Source organism: Shewanella sp. 10N.286.52.C2 (genome assembly GCF_002874545.1).
Classification (GTDB): domain Bacteria; phylum Pseudomonadota; class Gammaproteobacteria; order Enterobacterales; family Shewanellaceae; genus Shewanella.
In genome coordinates this window covers 124,025-139,552 of record NZ_MCTV01000039.1, presented here as the reverse complement: position 1 = coordinate 139,552, position 15,528 = coordinate 124,025, and the positions used below count along the sequence as shown (strand labels likewise).

11 protein-coding genes are annotated in these 15,528 nt (G+C 39.3%); 1 reads left to right on the top strand and 10 read right to left on the bottom strand.

Annotation, left to right across the window (positions count from 1 at the left end):
• Window positions 1-7: 7 nt before the first annotated feature.
• The 10 genes from BCU94_RS14395 to BCU94_RS14350 form a co-directional block, all read right to left on the bottom strand.
• Window positions 8-691, bottom strand: coding sequence for a DUF6445 family protein (locus BCU94_RS14395; RefSeq protein WP_102435437.1), 684 nt, complete (start codon window positions 689-691; stop codon window positions 8-10).
• 6 nt (window positions 692-697) lie between these two features.
• The gene (locus BCU94_RS14390) at window positions 698-2,185 is read right to left on the bottom strand and encodes a tryptophan halogenase family protein (RefSeq protein ID WP_102435439.1); all 1,488 of its coding nucleotides are present in this window, start codon (window positions 2,183-2,185) and stop codon (window positions 698-700) included.
• Window positions 2,186-2,294: 109 nt separating this feature from the next.
• The gene (locus tag BCU94_RS14385) at window positions 2,295-3,023 is read right to left on the bottom strand and encodes a SapC family protein (protein WP_102435441.1); all 729 of its coding nucleotides are present in this window, start codon (window positions 3,021-3,023) and stop codon (window positions 2,295-2,297) included.
• 32 nt (window positions 3,024-3,055) lie between these two features.
• Window positions 3,056-4,687, bottom strand: a complete 1,632-nt coding sequence (locus BCU94_RS14380) for a tryptophan halogenase family protein (RefSeq protein ID WP_102476772.1) — start codon at window positions 4,685-4,687, stop codon at window positions 3,056-3,058.
• 71 nt (window positions 4,688-4,758) lie between these two features.
• Window positions 4,759-7,788, bottom strand: a complete 3,030-nt coding sequence (locus BCU94_RS14375) for a TonB-dependent receptor (RefSeq protein WP_102476771.1) — start codon at window positions 7,786-7,788, stop codon at window positions 4,759-4,761.
• A gap of 315 nt (window positions 7,789-8,103) precedes the next feature.
• Window positions 8,104-9,141, bottom strand: coding sequence for a glycoside hydrolase family 43 protein (locus BCU94_RS14370; protein WP_102476770.1), 1,038 nt, complete (start codon window positions 9,139-9,141; stop codon window positions 8,104-8,106).
• 93 nt (window positions 9,142-9,234) lie between these two features.
• The gene (locus tag BCU94_RS14365) at window positions 9,235-10,593 is read right to left on the bottom strand and encodes an MFS transporter (protein ID WP_102476864.1); all 1,359 of its coding nucleotides are present in this window, start codon (window positions 10,591-10,593) and stop codon (window positions 9,235-9,237) included.
• Between the two features lie 140 nt (window positions 10,594-10,733).
• The gene (locus BCU94_RS14360) at window positions 10,734-11,450 is read right to left on the bottom strand and encodes an NUDIX domain-containing protein (protein WP_102435451.1); all 717 of its coding nucleotides are present in this window, start codon (window positions 11,448-11,450) and stop codon (window positions 10,734-10,736) included.
• A 288-nt stretch (window positions 11,451-11,738) separates the two neighbouring features.
• On the bottom strand, window positions 11,739-12,773 hold the full coding sequence (locus BCU94_RS14355; protein ID WP_102476769.1) for a LacI family DNA-binding transcriptional regulator: 1,035 nt from the start codon (window positions 12,771-12,773) through the stop codon (window positions 11,739-11,741).
• 113 nt (window positions 12,774-12,886) lie between these two features.
• On the bottom strand, window positions 12,887-13,843 hold the full coding sequence (locus BCU94_RS14350) for a Gfo/Idh/MocA family oxidoreductase (protein WP_102476768.1): 957 nt from the start codon (window positions 13,841-13,843) through the stop codon (window positions 12,887-12,889).
• Between the two features lie 200 nt (window positions 13,844-14,043).
• On the opposite strand from BCU94_RS14350, the gene xylB reads away from it, so the two are divergent.
• The gene (xylB, locus tag BCU94_RS14345) at window positions 14,044-15,501 is read left to right on the top strand and encodes a xylulokinase (RefSeq protein ID WP_102435456.1); all 1,458 of its coding nucleotides are present in this window, start codon (window positions 14,044-14,046) and stop codon (window positions 15,499-15,501) included.
• Window positions 15,502-15,528 lie beyond the last annotated feature (27 nt).

Here is a 15,528-nt window from a genome sequence, read left to right as displayed (position 1 = left end):
TATTATCCTATTTAAATTTGACGAATAAATTTGCCGTCAATCTACCGGTAATGGGATTGTCATTGATATCAAATGCCGGTTTTACCAGACTTGAATGCAGTAGTTGCCCAGGAAAAATAATTAACCGATTCTGCTGATATGGGATTACTTTATAACATTCAAAATCTGGATGTTCCTCAGTGCAGTAGCCACTATGCTGTAAAGTATTAAGTGTTGTTTGGTACTCTGCTAATCGGGCTTCATTAATAAATTCATAGCCACTACGTCTATGGCGGAAAAAAGCGGTACCGCCATGTTGATGACAAGATAAGTAATGAATACAGGCAATAAGATTAGGATGATAAGTATCAAAGTGTGGAATGGTTTGTATTAATGACAAATCAGCTTCTGCTGTGGTCAACAGTGAGTAATAGTTATCACAAGGGCTTGGCGTAAGGTGTTTAGGCAAATTAAAAATAGAATACAAGGCTTGCATCAGTGGTTTTAAGTAAGCAACCACATCAGCTTTGGACATGGCACTTCTGATCCCCGGGTATTGGGTATGTTTATCCTGTATAAACTGACAAGCAGTAATGATCTGGTCACGAACAACCTCGATGTCCGCGACATAATCATCAATAATAACAATAGGTATTTTACTGTTACCGATATATTCAATACGAGGCTTTATATCAGCATTAATACTAAACATAGCGCCTTAACTGATTGTAGACTTGCAGTAGTTATTTATAAAATCCACATGGTTAGGCAAGCTATTTACCCGTCTAGCGATGCTTTGTTTAATGGTACCTAAAAACTGCGCCAATTCGTCATCAGACATGTTATCGACAATAGGATGATATTGCTCAGGCATCAAGCCTTGGCCTAACATCACTTGTAGCCATGAAGCTTCACCAAACAACTCTTGATCTGTTTTATACACTTGGCCACTTTGTTTGAATAAATCTATTCTTTTTTGTAAGCTTTCAGGGATATCCATTTGCTTACAATAGCGCCAAAACTCACTGTCTTTTCGCTCTGTCACATGATAATGAAGCACAATAAAGTCACGAATATTCTCAATTTCAATTCGCATCTTTTGATTAAAATTGTCAACCACGCCACTTTCCATTGCGGTTGTTGGCAAGTTTTGCATTAATCGAACAATGCTTTGTTGGATCAAATGAATACTGGTTGATTCAAGTGGTTCAATAAATCCGCTGGATAAACCGATAGCGACACAATTCTTATTCCAATGCTTACGTCGAGTACCAGTCCGAAACTTGATAACTCGAGGCTCGTTGATCAGCTCCCCTTCAATATTTTCAAGCAGTAATGATTTAGCGTCATCATCAGACAGATATTGACTACAAAAGACTAAACCATTACCCATTCTATTTTGCAGCGGTATTTGCCATTGCCAACCACAAGGATGCGCAATAGAGCGGGTATAAGGTACCAGTGGTTTCGTTTGCTTCGTTTGCACCGCAATTGCGCTATCGCAAGGTAACCAATGACGCCAATCGTCATAACCGGTATGCAGTGTTTCTTCTATCAGCATGCCTTTAAAACCGGTGCAATCAATAAATAAGTCACCAGCAATCTGTTGACCATCAGCTAATGTTAACGATTCAATAAAACCATTTTGTTCATTTAAATTTACTTTTGAAATCGTTCCTTCAATGCGTTTAGCGCCATACTTTTCAGAAAACTGACGTAGAAAGCGGGCGTAAAGTCCTGCATCGGTATGAAACGCATGATTTCTATCATGATTAGCTAGCACTGCAAATTTACCTACACGACTTGCCACGTGTTCAGGGCAGTAATCGCCTATGTCACTGGCAACCCCTTGCTTAACACCTTTTAACCAAAAATGTTGAAATCCTGCAGCCCAGCAACTTTGGCCTATGTAACCAAATGAATGCATATAGTCTTGATTAACATCACGCCAGTTTTCAAAAGAAATACCTAATTTAAACGTGGCATTCGTCGCAGCCATAAATTCAGCTTCGTTGATTTTTAATAAATCATGAAAAATGTGTAAGGTCGGTATGGTTGCTTCACCGACACCTACGGTAGGAATTAAATCAGATTCAACTAAAGTGACATTAATATTCTTGCCTAATAACTTAGCAAAAGCGGCAGCAGCCATCCAACCAGCAGTACCACCGCCAGCTATAACTACGTTTGTTATTTTTTTATTCATTTCAGTAGCCTGCATGCTTGTTTAAAAGATATATAGCCATGATACGGTATCGAATTAATGATAATAAATAAACAAATTTACTGATAAAGTATTTATCATCAAAATCCCATTAATGGGTCAGTTGACTGTTTTTACGTTCAACCAGTTTTCTCATATGCGCCTGAGAAGCAATAATCATGTAAATGGCTTCAAGATACCCTGATTGATGTAATTTAATCACTTTATCAGCCGCCAAACTGGCTAGCTTATCTTCATTGATAGTATAAAAACCAATTAACTGATGCTGACTGTCATTATTTAACGTCACGTCGATAGTCACCGCTTCAAGTAAATCAAAATGAGTGAGTGCAGCAACAAATAATGCATTCGCATTGAGCCCTTGATGTAACTCCTCAAGTATATTGGCCATATTCTCCAAATATTCACTATTGCCACCAAAAGGTAAAAACAGTTCAACGCCCTGCTCATCATTGACTCTAGGTGAGTCCATATCTAAGGTAATGACTCTTTGTGGCTCAGATACCCCGTTCATTACCGAATGCTGAGTGCCAATGTAAAATGGCAATCTTTGCATTGAAAGCGGGATATAACTGGCATCCCACTTACCTTCATTTAAGAATAAGTTTTCATTATTTTTAAACCCAAACAGGGTGACTGGCGTAAACTCGCCTGTGTCAGCATTTTTTTGAAACATAATCGGGTAATGAGCCTGAACCGTTTTAAATTCAGCGACAAAAGTCGGTGAAAACCACTGGTCATCGCCATACTTAGCTGAACGTTCGGTAATAATTTTTATATTTTTATGTTCAACGTTATTTAATAATGCGTGAGTAGCCATAGATGCGTTCCTTTTGGGTTTTATTAATACCACTATGCTAATTGAGCCTTGTCATGATGATCGTCGGCGCGGTTATGAATGGGGCTTTTTTTTATAGTGAGATCTTTGTTTCTGCTTGTTTGAATAATGCTTTGCTGAATACTGTTAAGTAAACTTCGATTACAAATAGCGACTTGTTTTAATTGTTGTTGCTGCTGAGCGACCTTCTGTATTTGCGCCGAGTATTGACTTAAATCGAGTTTGTCACTCAGCTCATGTTGCTTCATGCCGTAATACACGTATTGATAACTGGCAGCAGGAAAAAGCGGATAAGCTTGGGTAATATCGTATTTACTCGGGGCTTGGTGCTGCCAAAGCGCCAATAACTTCAGTAAAGAAGTTGGCGTTGTGGTGTCATCTTTATGTTTACGCCAATACTCACTGTCTTTTCTATTTGATAAAACATAGTGCAGCTTTAAAAAATCAATTATTTGTTGCCAATGGTTGAGCATTCGTTGATTAAAACGCTCTTCAATAAGAGGCAATACTTGCACATGATGCGGAAACTGCTCAGCAATAAACATCGCTGATTGTTCGACTAAGGCTAAAGCTGACGCTTCTAGCGGCTCTATAAAGCCAGCTGACATGCCGATAGCAACACAGTTGTTATGCCAAAATTTGCTTAAATGGCCAGGATTGAAGCTAAGGTGTTTAACGCTTACGCTGTCGACTTCACCACCAATGTATTGCGTTAACGCAATCTTGGCTTCTTCATCTGATATAAACTCACTGGAATACACATAGCCAACCCCACGGCGAGATTGCAATCCAATATCCCAAATCCAACCAGCAGCCTGCGCTGTGGCAAGGGTACTTGAATTAATGGGATGGTTTTTCGATGAATAAGGCACCTGAGCCGCAACGGCACGGTCGTTAAACAAGATAGATTTTTTACAAATAAACGGAATTTTATAATGCTGTTTTATCAATAAGCCCTGTTGACCACTGCAATCGATAAATAAGTCACCATTAACAAGCGGCGACGTTAAAGAATCCGTCTGTAAACAGGTAATAAAGTCTGTTGCATCCGCATTAAGTCCTATGACGTTAGCGCTGATATGTTTGATGTTAAGTGTATCAATACAATGATTTTTTAATAATAATGCAAATTTACCCGCATCAAGATGATAACCATAATTACCGATATAGTCGTAATCTGCTGTATGGGTTAATTTAGGGGCTAAATTAAGCTGGCAAAGACTTGATTGATAACAGAATAATTGAGCGAAACTGGCTGCACCATCGTAATGACAAGCAGAGTGGTTAGTGACTGCATTGTCGGTTATCTGTTGAAAATCAGCCGCTACAGGTTGTGTGAATGGATGGTAGTAATAACTATGACTCGTCGTTGGATTGTTCCAATTAACAAACTTCGACGCTTGCTTAAAACTGGCATCGCAATGAGTTAAAAAATCTGACTCGCGAATCCCGATATGTTTCAGCGTTTCACGCATTGAAGGCCAAGTCCCCTCACCCACGCCTATCGTGGGAATATCAGCGGATTCAACTAGGGTGATATTAAACGCTAGTGACTTTTTTTTGAACTGTGCAGCAAGGATCCCTGCCGTTAACCAGCCTGCTGTACCACCGCCAACAATAACAACTTCTGTGATTTTATTATTCATTGCTCACCACAAACACAAGTAAATAAGGGTGATAGCGACTGGGGACAGCCGCTATCATTTACAGCTCGCTACTAGAACGTATAGCGAACCCCTAATCCATATCGCGCACCTGTTTGTGTTGTTTCAAACACTAATTGGCTTTGACGACCATGCTTACGAACCACTTCTTCAGTAATGTTTATCCCTTCAGCAAAGACGGTAAGTCCTTCAACTGCTGGAATGTCATAACTGATACTGAAGTCAATTTGATAATATTCTTCAGTGTAGATAGGCGTGGTTAAATCGCCATTAACGCGTTTATCTGACAAGAACTCATCACGCCAGTTATAAGCAATACGCGCCTGCACACCGTAGTTATCGTAAAATAACACTAAGTTTGCAGTATCACTTAAGCCCACTAATGCTTCAGTATCTTCAAGTGAACTATCATCATATTGTAAATCTGAATCTACCATGGTGTAGTTTACAATACCGCCGAAACCCGTTTCACCAAATAAGTGTTGTACATTAAACTCAATGCCATCGATGGTATGTTCTGTGTCACCATTAATAGGCACATTTAAGTCAAATACGACTTCATCATCTGTTAATGGGTCGCCAGCAATCGTACCGCCATCTAACAAGCCATCATCATCAAAATTTGGTGTTACGTTTGGATCATCTGCATAATTTTCAAAAATATAAGTACGAATTTGCTCATTTGATGCGTTAGCACCTAAAGCTGCCACTGCCGCATTAAATTTATCACCACTCAAAGGGTTAGATAGATTGAAAATATTAGACTGTGTAGAGCCATAGCTAATCCAGTTAGACACGTCCTTTCTGAAATAACCCAAAGAAGCATAACTACCCGCATCGTAATACCACTCTGCAGACAAGTCATAGTTAATTGACTCTAATGGTTCTAAGCCAGGATTCCCTGAACTGCCAGAGTACCCACTTAAATTACCACCCGTATTAATGGTCGTTCCACCTAACAGCGAGTTATAACCCGCACGTGAAATTGTTTTACCTACTGCTGCGCGAACGCGTACATCTTCGGTCACATCTAAGTTAAAGTTAATGTTTGGTAAGAAAATATCGTAGTCAGCACTTTGCTTTAGAGTTTCAATACCTGTTTGCCCCGTGATAGAGGTGGATGTGTCTTCGTTCCATTCAACGCGGCTATAACCCGGCGCCGAAGCTGTCGAGACTACATCAGTTTGTTCATAACGTAGACCGACATGTACGCTATATGGCATATCAAACATTTCACCTAAGAAATTAGCTTGAATGTATGCTGCGGTGGTTTCTTCTTCAGTAAAGCGGTTGGTATCAGCATCCCAATTCGTCGAAGCACAGAATTGGCCTTCTCCATTAGGACCTGCAGCAGCGCCAGAGGCGGCCTTACAATCACCATATAGACCATCAACATTAGCGATAGGATCGGCATATTCTGCAGCACTGATGATCTCATCAAAGTCAGCAAAGAAAATACGATTAAATAAATCGTAATCACTTTGGGTTGGAGTACCTTCAAAATCACCAGCGGTACCTGTATCATCAAATTTGTCTAGGATGGTATCTTCAGTCCAATTAATATCCTCGAAGTCACCTTCTTCACCGACGCCACCCCAATCTGGGCGTTGCACTTGAGTATGACGATAGCGGTTATTCACAGTGTTAAGCGAAACACCAAAATCAATACTTAAATCACTGTTAAAATGGTATTTACCATCTAATTGAGTTTGATCAATTTCTGACGTGTATTTGTCATTGGCAAACCAACTTCCTGATAAACGCATGGTACTAGGGTTAAAGTTTTCGATATCGCCTACAGCAATGCCCGGTAAACTGCCCGTTAAATCAAGGCCGGTACGGCTACGCGTATATGACGGTAATTGCACGTTGTTACGAGTACCGTGACGTGGATCCGACGCTTTCATGTTGGCTTTAGAGCTATGATGATCTAGCGTTAACACTAAATCTTCTGTTACCTGCCAATCAAGGTTTAAGCCAATTGAATCAGTAACCTCTTCACGACCCCAAGCACCTACAGTTAATGAAGTATCTTTTAAATCACCAGGGCTGTTGATGTCATAAATTTCAGAATAAATTAATGGCACAGCATTGGGCTCACCCGTCCAAACCGATTCACTGCGATCGCCAGCATAGTTAAACCAAACTGAAGCATCAGTATGTTGTTCTTCAATAGTATTTCTAAAAGTGGTGTAATCAAGGGTTGCGGTAAAGTTTTCAATTGGACGATATTGTAATGTTAATTGGCCATTGATACGTTCGCGTTGACGTTCTTCCATGACATAGCGTGGCTGTTGTGGGTTTGAGTAAATACCCATAGTTGGACGATTAGTTCCGCCTTCAGCACCTGCTGGTACGCCGCCCCAACCTGTGTTGCTAGCGTCACTGGCACGATAGCCTTGATCGGCTAAAAACTGTTTCATACCACTTTCACGTTCTTGATAACTACCTGAAATAGCAATACCAAAAGTATCATCAGCAAAAGTTTGTGAATATAAACCGCTAAACTCAGGAGTAACCCCACCTGTTTCAGTCGAAGCATCATCTACAGCTTTACCTGAAAGACTGGCTGTTAGACCGGGTGCATCTAGTGGTTTATAAGTACTTAAATTAATCGTTGCACCAATACCACCAGTAGTAATGCTGGCATCAGAGGTTTTATAAACTTCAACACCGGATACACTTTCGGCAGCGACATTGGCAAAATCAAACGTACGACTACCTGTAGTATTAGGTAACTGTCGTCCATTTAAGGTGATAAGATTTTGTGCCGAGCCAAAACCACGCACAGTCACAGTACTACCTTCACCGTTAGAACGGTCAATAGAAACACCAGTAATACGTTGCAGTGACTCCGCTAAGTTAGTATCCGGAAATTTACCGATATCTTCTGCAGAAATGGCATCAACAACACCTACGGCTTCGCGTTTTAGATCCATTGAACGGATTAAACTGCCACGAATACCTGTCACTTGAATCACTTCGACTTCATCAGCTGCTTCTGCAGCATAACTGCTATGTGTTGCAGACATTGAACTTAATGCTGCTAGAATTGAAGTGGCTATTATCTTTTTATTAAACATCTCATTCTCCCCTCGCTTCGTTATTGCCAAAATGGCAATGACTCCTTTTTCAATTAATTACTCCCCAGAAGTAACTAACCGTTTGATTTAAAAATCCAATAAAGAGTACTAACAAAGACTGCAATCGATTCGTATGTTATTAAATCGTTAAATTCAATATAAAGCTATAGTTTGTCGATTCTCTGCTCATTATTGCGTATTTAAATGTGTAAACTTTTCGTTAATCTTTACCTGTATCATTTAAATCTACTAGTCAAATTGACCATAACTTATTTAGGCAAATAAAAATGCTGCTATCCAGCTTTATACAAAGCATTACTCATATGCTGTTACGGTTATTATTTGACCGTCTGAATCATGGTGTAATTGTGTTTTTTTCACACAACGTAAATGTGTTTGACCCGAAGATAAACTGGCATCATGGTAGAATAAAAACCACTTTCCTTGATGCTCCACAATTGAATGATGGTTAGTCCAACCTAAAACGGGATTTAATATCACACCTTGATATACAAATGGCCCATAAGGATTATCACCAATACCATAAGCAATATTATGGGTATCTCCAGTAGAGTATGAAAAATAATATTTCCCATTATGTTTATGTACCCAAGACGCTTCAAAGAAACGACGTTCATTATCTGCAGTAGTAATTGGATGACCCTTTTCATCGACAATAACGATGTCTTGAACCTCTTCGGCTAAAGACAACATATCATCTGATAACTTTGCCATTTTGGCTGGCAATGCAGCTTGCTCATCTTCAGGGTAAATGTCTTGCTGACTAAACTGGCCTTCATGCCAATTTTGTAATTGCCCGCCCCATAAACCACCAAAATATAAGTAATAACTGCCATCATCATCTTCAAAAACAGCCGGGTCTATACTAAATGAACCTTCAATATAATTATCTTCAGCAACAAACGGTCCTGCAGGTGAATGGCTTGTTGCAACGCCAATTCTAAAAATACCTTGTAAATCACGAGCCGGAAAATAAAAATAATAAGCGCCATTTTTATGAGCAGCATCTGGCGCCCACATTTGCTTACTGGCCCACTTAACATTTTCTACACTCAGAGCAACACCATGATCAATCACGTCATTAGTATCATTATCAATAGATAAAACATGATAATCTTTCATGGCAAAATGATCGCCATCGTCATTAATTTGAGTATCAGTTTCTATATCATGTGAAGGATAGATATATATTTTATCCTCAAACACATGAGCAGAAGGATCGGCTGTATATATATGAGATACTAATGGTTCATCCTTCTGTTTAAAAGAATGAGCATTTTCAATATCCAATTGCTGCTTCCTTTCAGCATCACTTACTTCTTTATTAATCATGGTTTCCCTTTTCTATTTAACCTTAGCACCCAATACAACACCAAGATTTCAACGAATACTTTTAAATTAACAATTTTCAATAATTAAAAGTAACTAGCTGCATTTTGTTTCAAGTAGATTTAATTGAATTTTTTTAACTTCCATTTCTGTTAAACGATATTTACTAATGACAAATAAACAGATGATGGTGCACGCAATAGGTATTCCGGCAAAGGCCAATAAAATGCCTGACAATGTATGTTCAGTTTGTACTTCATTAGGGACATAGTCATACGCAGACAATATCCAACCAGCTAATGCGCCACCAATAGCAAACCCAAATTTAATGGCTAACAAATGCCCTGAAAAAGTGATAGCCGTTAAACGTTTACCCATTTTCTCAACGCCGTAATCAACAGTGTCAGCAACCATTGAAAACATAATGGGCGTTATGATCATATGGGCAAAGTTGGCGATGAAGTAAGTAATAAAGATAAGTTCTATTTGGTCGCTACCTATGACATAAAACAGTGAATGTGAAATTATCACTACCACTAATGCCACCTGAAACAGGATCTTTTTCTCAATAAACTTAGACAGGAAGTTAGTTGATATTGCGCCAAGTACTGAACCCACTGCTGCCAATGTTAAAAAATTCGATAGCAGCGATTCATCACCGATGTAATATTTAATATAATGCGGTGCAACAGATGCTCGAATACCGATAAGAATTAACGTCGCTAGACTAATAATGGCAATGACTAACCATTGATCATTTTTAAATAACTGAAAGAAATCTTTAAAAATACTCTGAGTCGAGCGTTTACTCGCATCCGTGTTAGTGAGTGTTTCTTTGGTCATTGCAAAACACATTAAGAAACAGATAGCGGCTAATGTCCCCATGAAAATCATTGCTAATGGATAACCTACAGCATCATTCCCTTGACCAAAATATTCGACTAACCTTGGTATTGCCCAAACAATAACCACCAGCGCAGCCATCGCCATGGCAAATCTAAAAGATTGTAAAGAGGTCCTTTCTTTAGGATCTGAAGCCATCACCCCACCTAAAGCACCATATGGAATGTTAATTGCCGTGTAACATGTCATTAATAGCCCATAAGTCACGTAGGCATAAATCAACTTACCCGTACTATCAAAATCAGGGGTGATAAACGCTAAGCAGGCTAAAACGCCATAAGGTACTGCTAACATTAGAATGTATGGACGGTATGAGCCCCAACGAGTACGAGTTCTATCTGCTAGACCGCCCATGATAGGGTCAGTTAATCCGTCAAAAAGCCTAACCGATAACAATAAGGTTCCGGCAGCTGCTGCAGAGAGTCCATAAACATCGGTATAGAAAATCAACATAAAGTTGGCGACCATTTGAAACACGATGTTACTTGCAGTGTCTCCTAGGCCATAGCCAAGCTTTTCTTTAATGGTGAGTTTCTTATTCGTCTTTTCCATTACCATTACATTCCAATTAAAGGTTATAGTCACAAACACTATATCAATTAATTAACATTGTAAACAGCTTTAGGTAATTATTAACAGGATGTAAAAAAGACAGCGATTGCTGTCTTTGATGGGGTAGCAAAACTTATGTTTTAGTATTCAAAGGTATAACCGAATTGCGTCAGCTTTTCATAAACATCAATGTCAAAACGGTACAATGCGGCAGCGCGATGTGCCACATTACGTTGTTTTTCTTTGCAATCTATCAATAAATCCATCTTTAAAATTTTTCGACGAAAGTTAGGTTTGTCTAAGGTTAAACCCAATATAGATTCATACAATTCTTGCAGTTGTAATAAAGTGAACTTCTCAGGTAATAGACTGAAACCTAAGGGTTCATGTCTTACTTTGTATTTTAAATGATTTAAGCAGCTGGCGAGAATGTTGCCATGATCAAACATTAATTTAGGGACTTGTCTCACATCAAACCATTCACACTCAATAGCATTGGCACCATGAGCTAAATCAGTGTCATCAAAACGCACTAATGAATAAAAAGCAATGGTAATAATACGTCTGGCAGGATAACGGTCAACATCACCAAATGCACCTAGCTGATCTAAGTACAAGTTTTCGACACCCGTGGTATTTTTAACGACGCGAGATGCCGCCGTTTCAAGATTCTCATTACTGCGTACCCAGTGTCCAACGAGCCCCCACTGGTTAGTTGCAAGCCCTTGATTGTATTTAACGAGCAATACTTTTAGCTTACCTTCATGCAGGGTAAAAATAAGATTATCAACGGTTAAGTTACTAATACAATCAGCTGGAATCGTTTCTTCATTAATAACTTCGTTTATAAAGTTCACGGGGGGTATCCAAATAATAGAGCAAGCAATGTGATACAACTTGAGGGGATGTAGCAGTCAATAGCTAGCTAAACACCCTATTCTAAAGTCATACACAACAGAAATTTATAAAACACTTTACTCATCAAAATCATAATTGTAAATGACTGATACAATTTCAATTTATACTTTGAGAGACTGAAAAGTTAAATGTTGAGTGCATAAACACCCAAGTGTAAACGTGTGTTTATGCCTCCAAATTTTTGATGTGAGTATTGTTAAAACCAGTTTATTAACACTTTTAGTCGTTTACGTGTTCGCTTTACTCGACTCTCTTTGGATAATAGTAAAGTCTAGAATGTTGCGTAGTTGAGTGCCTTTTAGATCAGAAAAGTCTTTATTTTTATTAGCGGTAAATAAACTCACCGCTAACTTGGCCATGTCATTGATAGGTTGCCTAACCGTAGTGATGTTTGGCCATACAATCGTAGCAAGCGTTGTATCATCAAAACCGACAACAGATAAGTCATTAGGGACATTCAGCCCTTGGTTTTGGGCAATTGATATGACTGCGGCAGCCATATCATCATTAGCTGCAAAGATAGCGCTAGGTTTATCAGTTAACGACAACATTTTCTTCGCAGCTAACATTCCAGATTGATAACTAAAGTAACCTTGTTCTATATATTCAGGCGGGATATTTATTCTATTTGAACGCAGTGCATCTAAATAACCTTGATAGCGTAAACGACTAACCCCTTGCTTCGGATCACCAATAATATGGCCAATTTTATGATGACCTTGTTTTATTAGTGTTTCCGTTAAATCAAAAGCGGCTTGATAGTCGTCCATACAAATATAGGGTGAAACAGTTAATTGACTATCCGGCGCGACTCTTACAAACGGAACATTAGCCCGTTGTAAACAATCAATTATTTCCTTTTGGTCACAAACCGGAGGCAGTAAAATTATTCCATCCACTTTGGTTTCGTTAATCAGATCATTTACTGATTGCAGTGTTATATCAAGGTTATTGTCTGCTTCATCTACCACGAGGTGAAACCCTTTAGCACGACAGTTTTTCAATGCACTTAACAAAAACTGGCTAATATAGGCATCACTTGGATTGTCATATATTAACCCGAGTAAATAGGATTTATTACTGGCTAATCGACGTGCAGATTCATTAGGTCGATAGTGTAACTGCTTAGCCACAGCTAGCACTTTACTGCGAGTATTATCACTGACGTTAGGATCTTGGTTTAAAACCCGCGATACTGTCATCATTGAGACACCAGCTGCTAATGCGACATCCTGTATGCGTGCTTTTTTTACCTTACCCATAACTTGCCTACTCATCATTATCAGGTCAAAAATATAAACAGCTACTCACGTACTTCATAAATATATCGTTAATATTAAAAAACTTAATGATACAGAAACACTAACCTTAAGCCTTAAATAAGCGCCTTAACCTTGGCTAACTGTACTTGAAACAATAAGCTATGTTGATGGGTAACCACTGCACTTTCAGCCTTGCCCAGCTTAATCAGTCGGCATGCTTCATCTGCCTCAAAGTGATAACCTAATGATTGTCTATCATCACTAAAACTTTCGATTAAATCATCAAGATGAAATAAATGACATTCTTTCGCTCTAAATGCATCAGGGATCAAGATGTAACCCTTATCGCCAATAAGATAAGCATTATTACCCAATCGACATTGAAATGAGGTTGCAAGACTGACCATCACATCATCGCTTTTGCCAATAATGATGACATCATCTTCCACACCTGTTTCGCAGACATGTGCTTGAACATAGAGATTATCGATATCAGACTGTAGGAAGTAATCTGCAATTGCCAAGGGATAAATTCCCATATCCAATAAACAACCACCCGCCAATTCAGCATTATATTCTCGGCCATCTGGGTTAAACGGCACGGGATAACCAAAATCAACTTTAATGTGCTTAAGCTTGCCAATTCGGCCATCATTTAACCATTGCTTAGCTTGTTGCATCGCAGGTAAAAAGTAAGTCCATAAGGCTTCCATCAGCAGCAAGCCTTTATCTTGGGCTAAGGTGACCAAAATTTGGCATTGCTCTGTTGAAACTGTCATCGGTTTTTCGCACAGTACATGCTTTCCAGCAGTCAACGCATCGAAGGCTTGTTGAAAGTGAAAATTATGTGGGGTGCCGATATACACAATATCAACCTTTGGATCATCAAATAATGCTTGGTAGCCTTGATACGCTTTTTCAACCTGGTATTGCTTGGCAAATTCATCGGCATCAGTTTGCTTTCTGGCTGCTACCGCATATAAATGGCTATTCTCAGAAAAGACTAAGTCCTGACAAAATAAAGCTGCAATCCTTCCTGCGCTAACAATCCCCCAATTTAGCTTGGCCATACTTTACTCCCTTTATATTCATCAAATTGCCTTATCAAAAGCGATTTATCGCGCTGTAAAACCTGCGCTATCTGCTATTAACTCGATTAACAGCCAACCAAAGTTAACATTAATGAAACAAAATACACTTGATAGATTTAAAACTCAATGATAATGTTAGCGCTAACAAAAAATAGAAACTCATAACAACGGATAGAATTATGTACCTTGGAATAGACTTAGGAACCTCTTGTGTGAAGGTCATTATCTTAGACAATAATGATCAGTTGTTAGCACAAGCCAGTTCAGCACTGACAATATCTCGTCCCCACGACCAATGGTCAGAACAAGATCCAAATCATTGGTGGCAAGCTACCTGTTCAGCGATGGCAGAGCTTAAAACCCAAAAGCCTGAATTACTCAAAGCGATTAAGTCTATTGGTTTGTCAGGTCAAATGCATGGGGCGACTTTACTAGATAGCGACAACCAAGTTATTCGTCCGGCGATATTATGGAATGATGGTCGAAGCGAAATTCAATGTAAAACCTTAGAAGAAAATGAACCCAACTCGCGTAATATTACCGGTAACATTGCGATGCCAGGCTTTACTGCACCAAAGTTGTTATGGGTAAAAGAGCATGAACCTGAAAACTTTAACAAAGTATCCAAGGTATTATTACCTAAAGATTTTTTACGTTTCAAAATGACTGGGGATTTTGCATCAGACATGTCTGACTCCGCAGGTACCCTGTGGTTAGATGTCAAGAATCGTTGCTGGTCTGAAGCGATGCTAACGGCAACTTCTTTAAGCATTGAACATATGCCGCAGCTATTTGAAGGCACAGATATAACAGGCAAGTTAAGCCCGAATATTGCCAGTTTATGGGGCATGGATTCTGTGCCTGTTGTTGCTGGCGCGGGTGACAATGCCGCTGGCGCAATTGGTATCGGCGTGATTAAGCCAAACCAAGCATTTTTATCTCTAGGCACGTCTGGCGTTTATTTTGTTGCAAATGAGCAATATTTACCTAATCCAGATAACGCTGCCCATACTTTTTGTCACTGTTTGAGTGATACCTGGCATCAAATGTCGGTGGTATTAAGCGCGGCAAGTTGTTTGAGTTGGGTGACAAAACTAACAGGTTATGGCAATGAATCAGCCCTACTAGAACAAATCGCTAAATGTGATTTTAGTCAGCCAAACTCAGTGTTGTTTTTACCTTACCTTTCTGGTGAACGAACCCCGCACAATAACCCGAATGCCAAAGGCGTTTTCTTTGGTTTAGACCATAACACCACTGCTGCCAGCCTTGGCCGCGCAGTATTAGAAGGTGTGGCATTTGCTTTTGCTGATGGTCAACAGGTGTTACTAGATGCGGGTGCAACCATTGATGAAATTACGGTTATTGGCGGTGGTTCAAAAAGTCGATTATGGGGAGATATTCTTGCTAGCGTATTGAACCGTTCACTTTCATACCGTGAAGGCGGTGAAGTCGGACCGGCATATGGCGCAGCAAGGTTAGCAAGAATTGCTGTAGAACAGAGTCCTCTTGAATCAATCTGCACCAGTGGCAAGCTTGAACACCTGGTATTACCTAACCCTGAAATGCAAGTTTATTACGCCGATCAATATCAAAAATTTAAAGCCTTATACCAAGCAACCAAACATCTATTTTAATAATTAAACCCTTAAATAGTATTAAAT

Bases quoted from the DNA above. Each gene is read 5' to 3' on its own strand.
- BCU94_RS14395 (WP_102435437.1), bottom strand. From the start codon at position 691: ATGTTTAGTATTAATGCTGATATAAAGCCTCGTATTGAATATATCGGT.
- BCU94_RS14390 (WP_102435439.1), bottom strand. From the start codon at position 2,185: ATGAATAAAAAAATAACAAACGTAGTTATAGCTGGCGGTGGTACTGCT.
- BCU94_RS14385 (WP_102435441.1), bottom strand. From the start codon at position 3,023: ATGGCTACTCACGCATTATTAAATAACGTTGAACATAAAAATATAAAA.
- BCU94_RS14380 (WP_102476772.1), bottom strand. From the start codon at position 4,687: ATGAATAATAAAATCACAGAAGTTGTTATTGTTGGCGGTGGTACAGCA.
- BCU94_RS14375 (WP_102476771.1), bottom strand. From the start codon at position 7,788: ATGTTTAATAAAAAGATAATAGCCACTTCAATTCTAGCAGCATTAAGT.
- BCU94_RS14370 (WP_102476770.1), bottom strand. From the start codon at position 9,141: ATGATTAATAAAGAAGTAAGTGATGCTGAAAGGAAGCAGCAATTGGAT.
- BCU94_RS14365 (WP_102476864.1), bottom strand. From the start codon at position 10,593: ATGGAAAAGACGAATAAGAAACTCACCATTAAAGAAAAGCTTGGCTAT.
- BCU94_RS14355 (WP_102476769.1), bottom strand. From the start codon at position 12,773: ATGGGTAAGGTAAAAAAAGCACGCATACAGGATGTCGCATTAGCAGCT.
- BCU94_RS14350 (WP_102476768.1), bottom strand. From the start codon at position 13,843: ATGGCCAAGCTAAATTGGGGGATTGTTAGCGCAGGAAGGATTGCAGCT.
- xylB (WP_102435456.1), top strand. From the start codon at position 14,044: ATGTACCTTGGAATAGACTTAGGAACCTCTTGTGTGAAGGTCATTATC.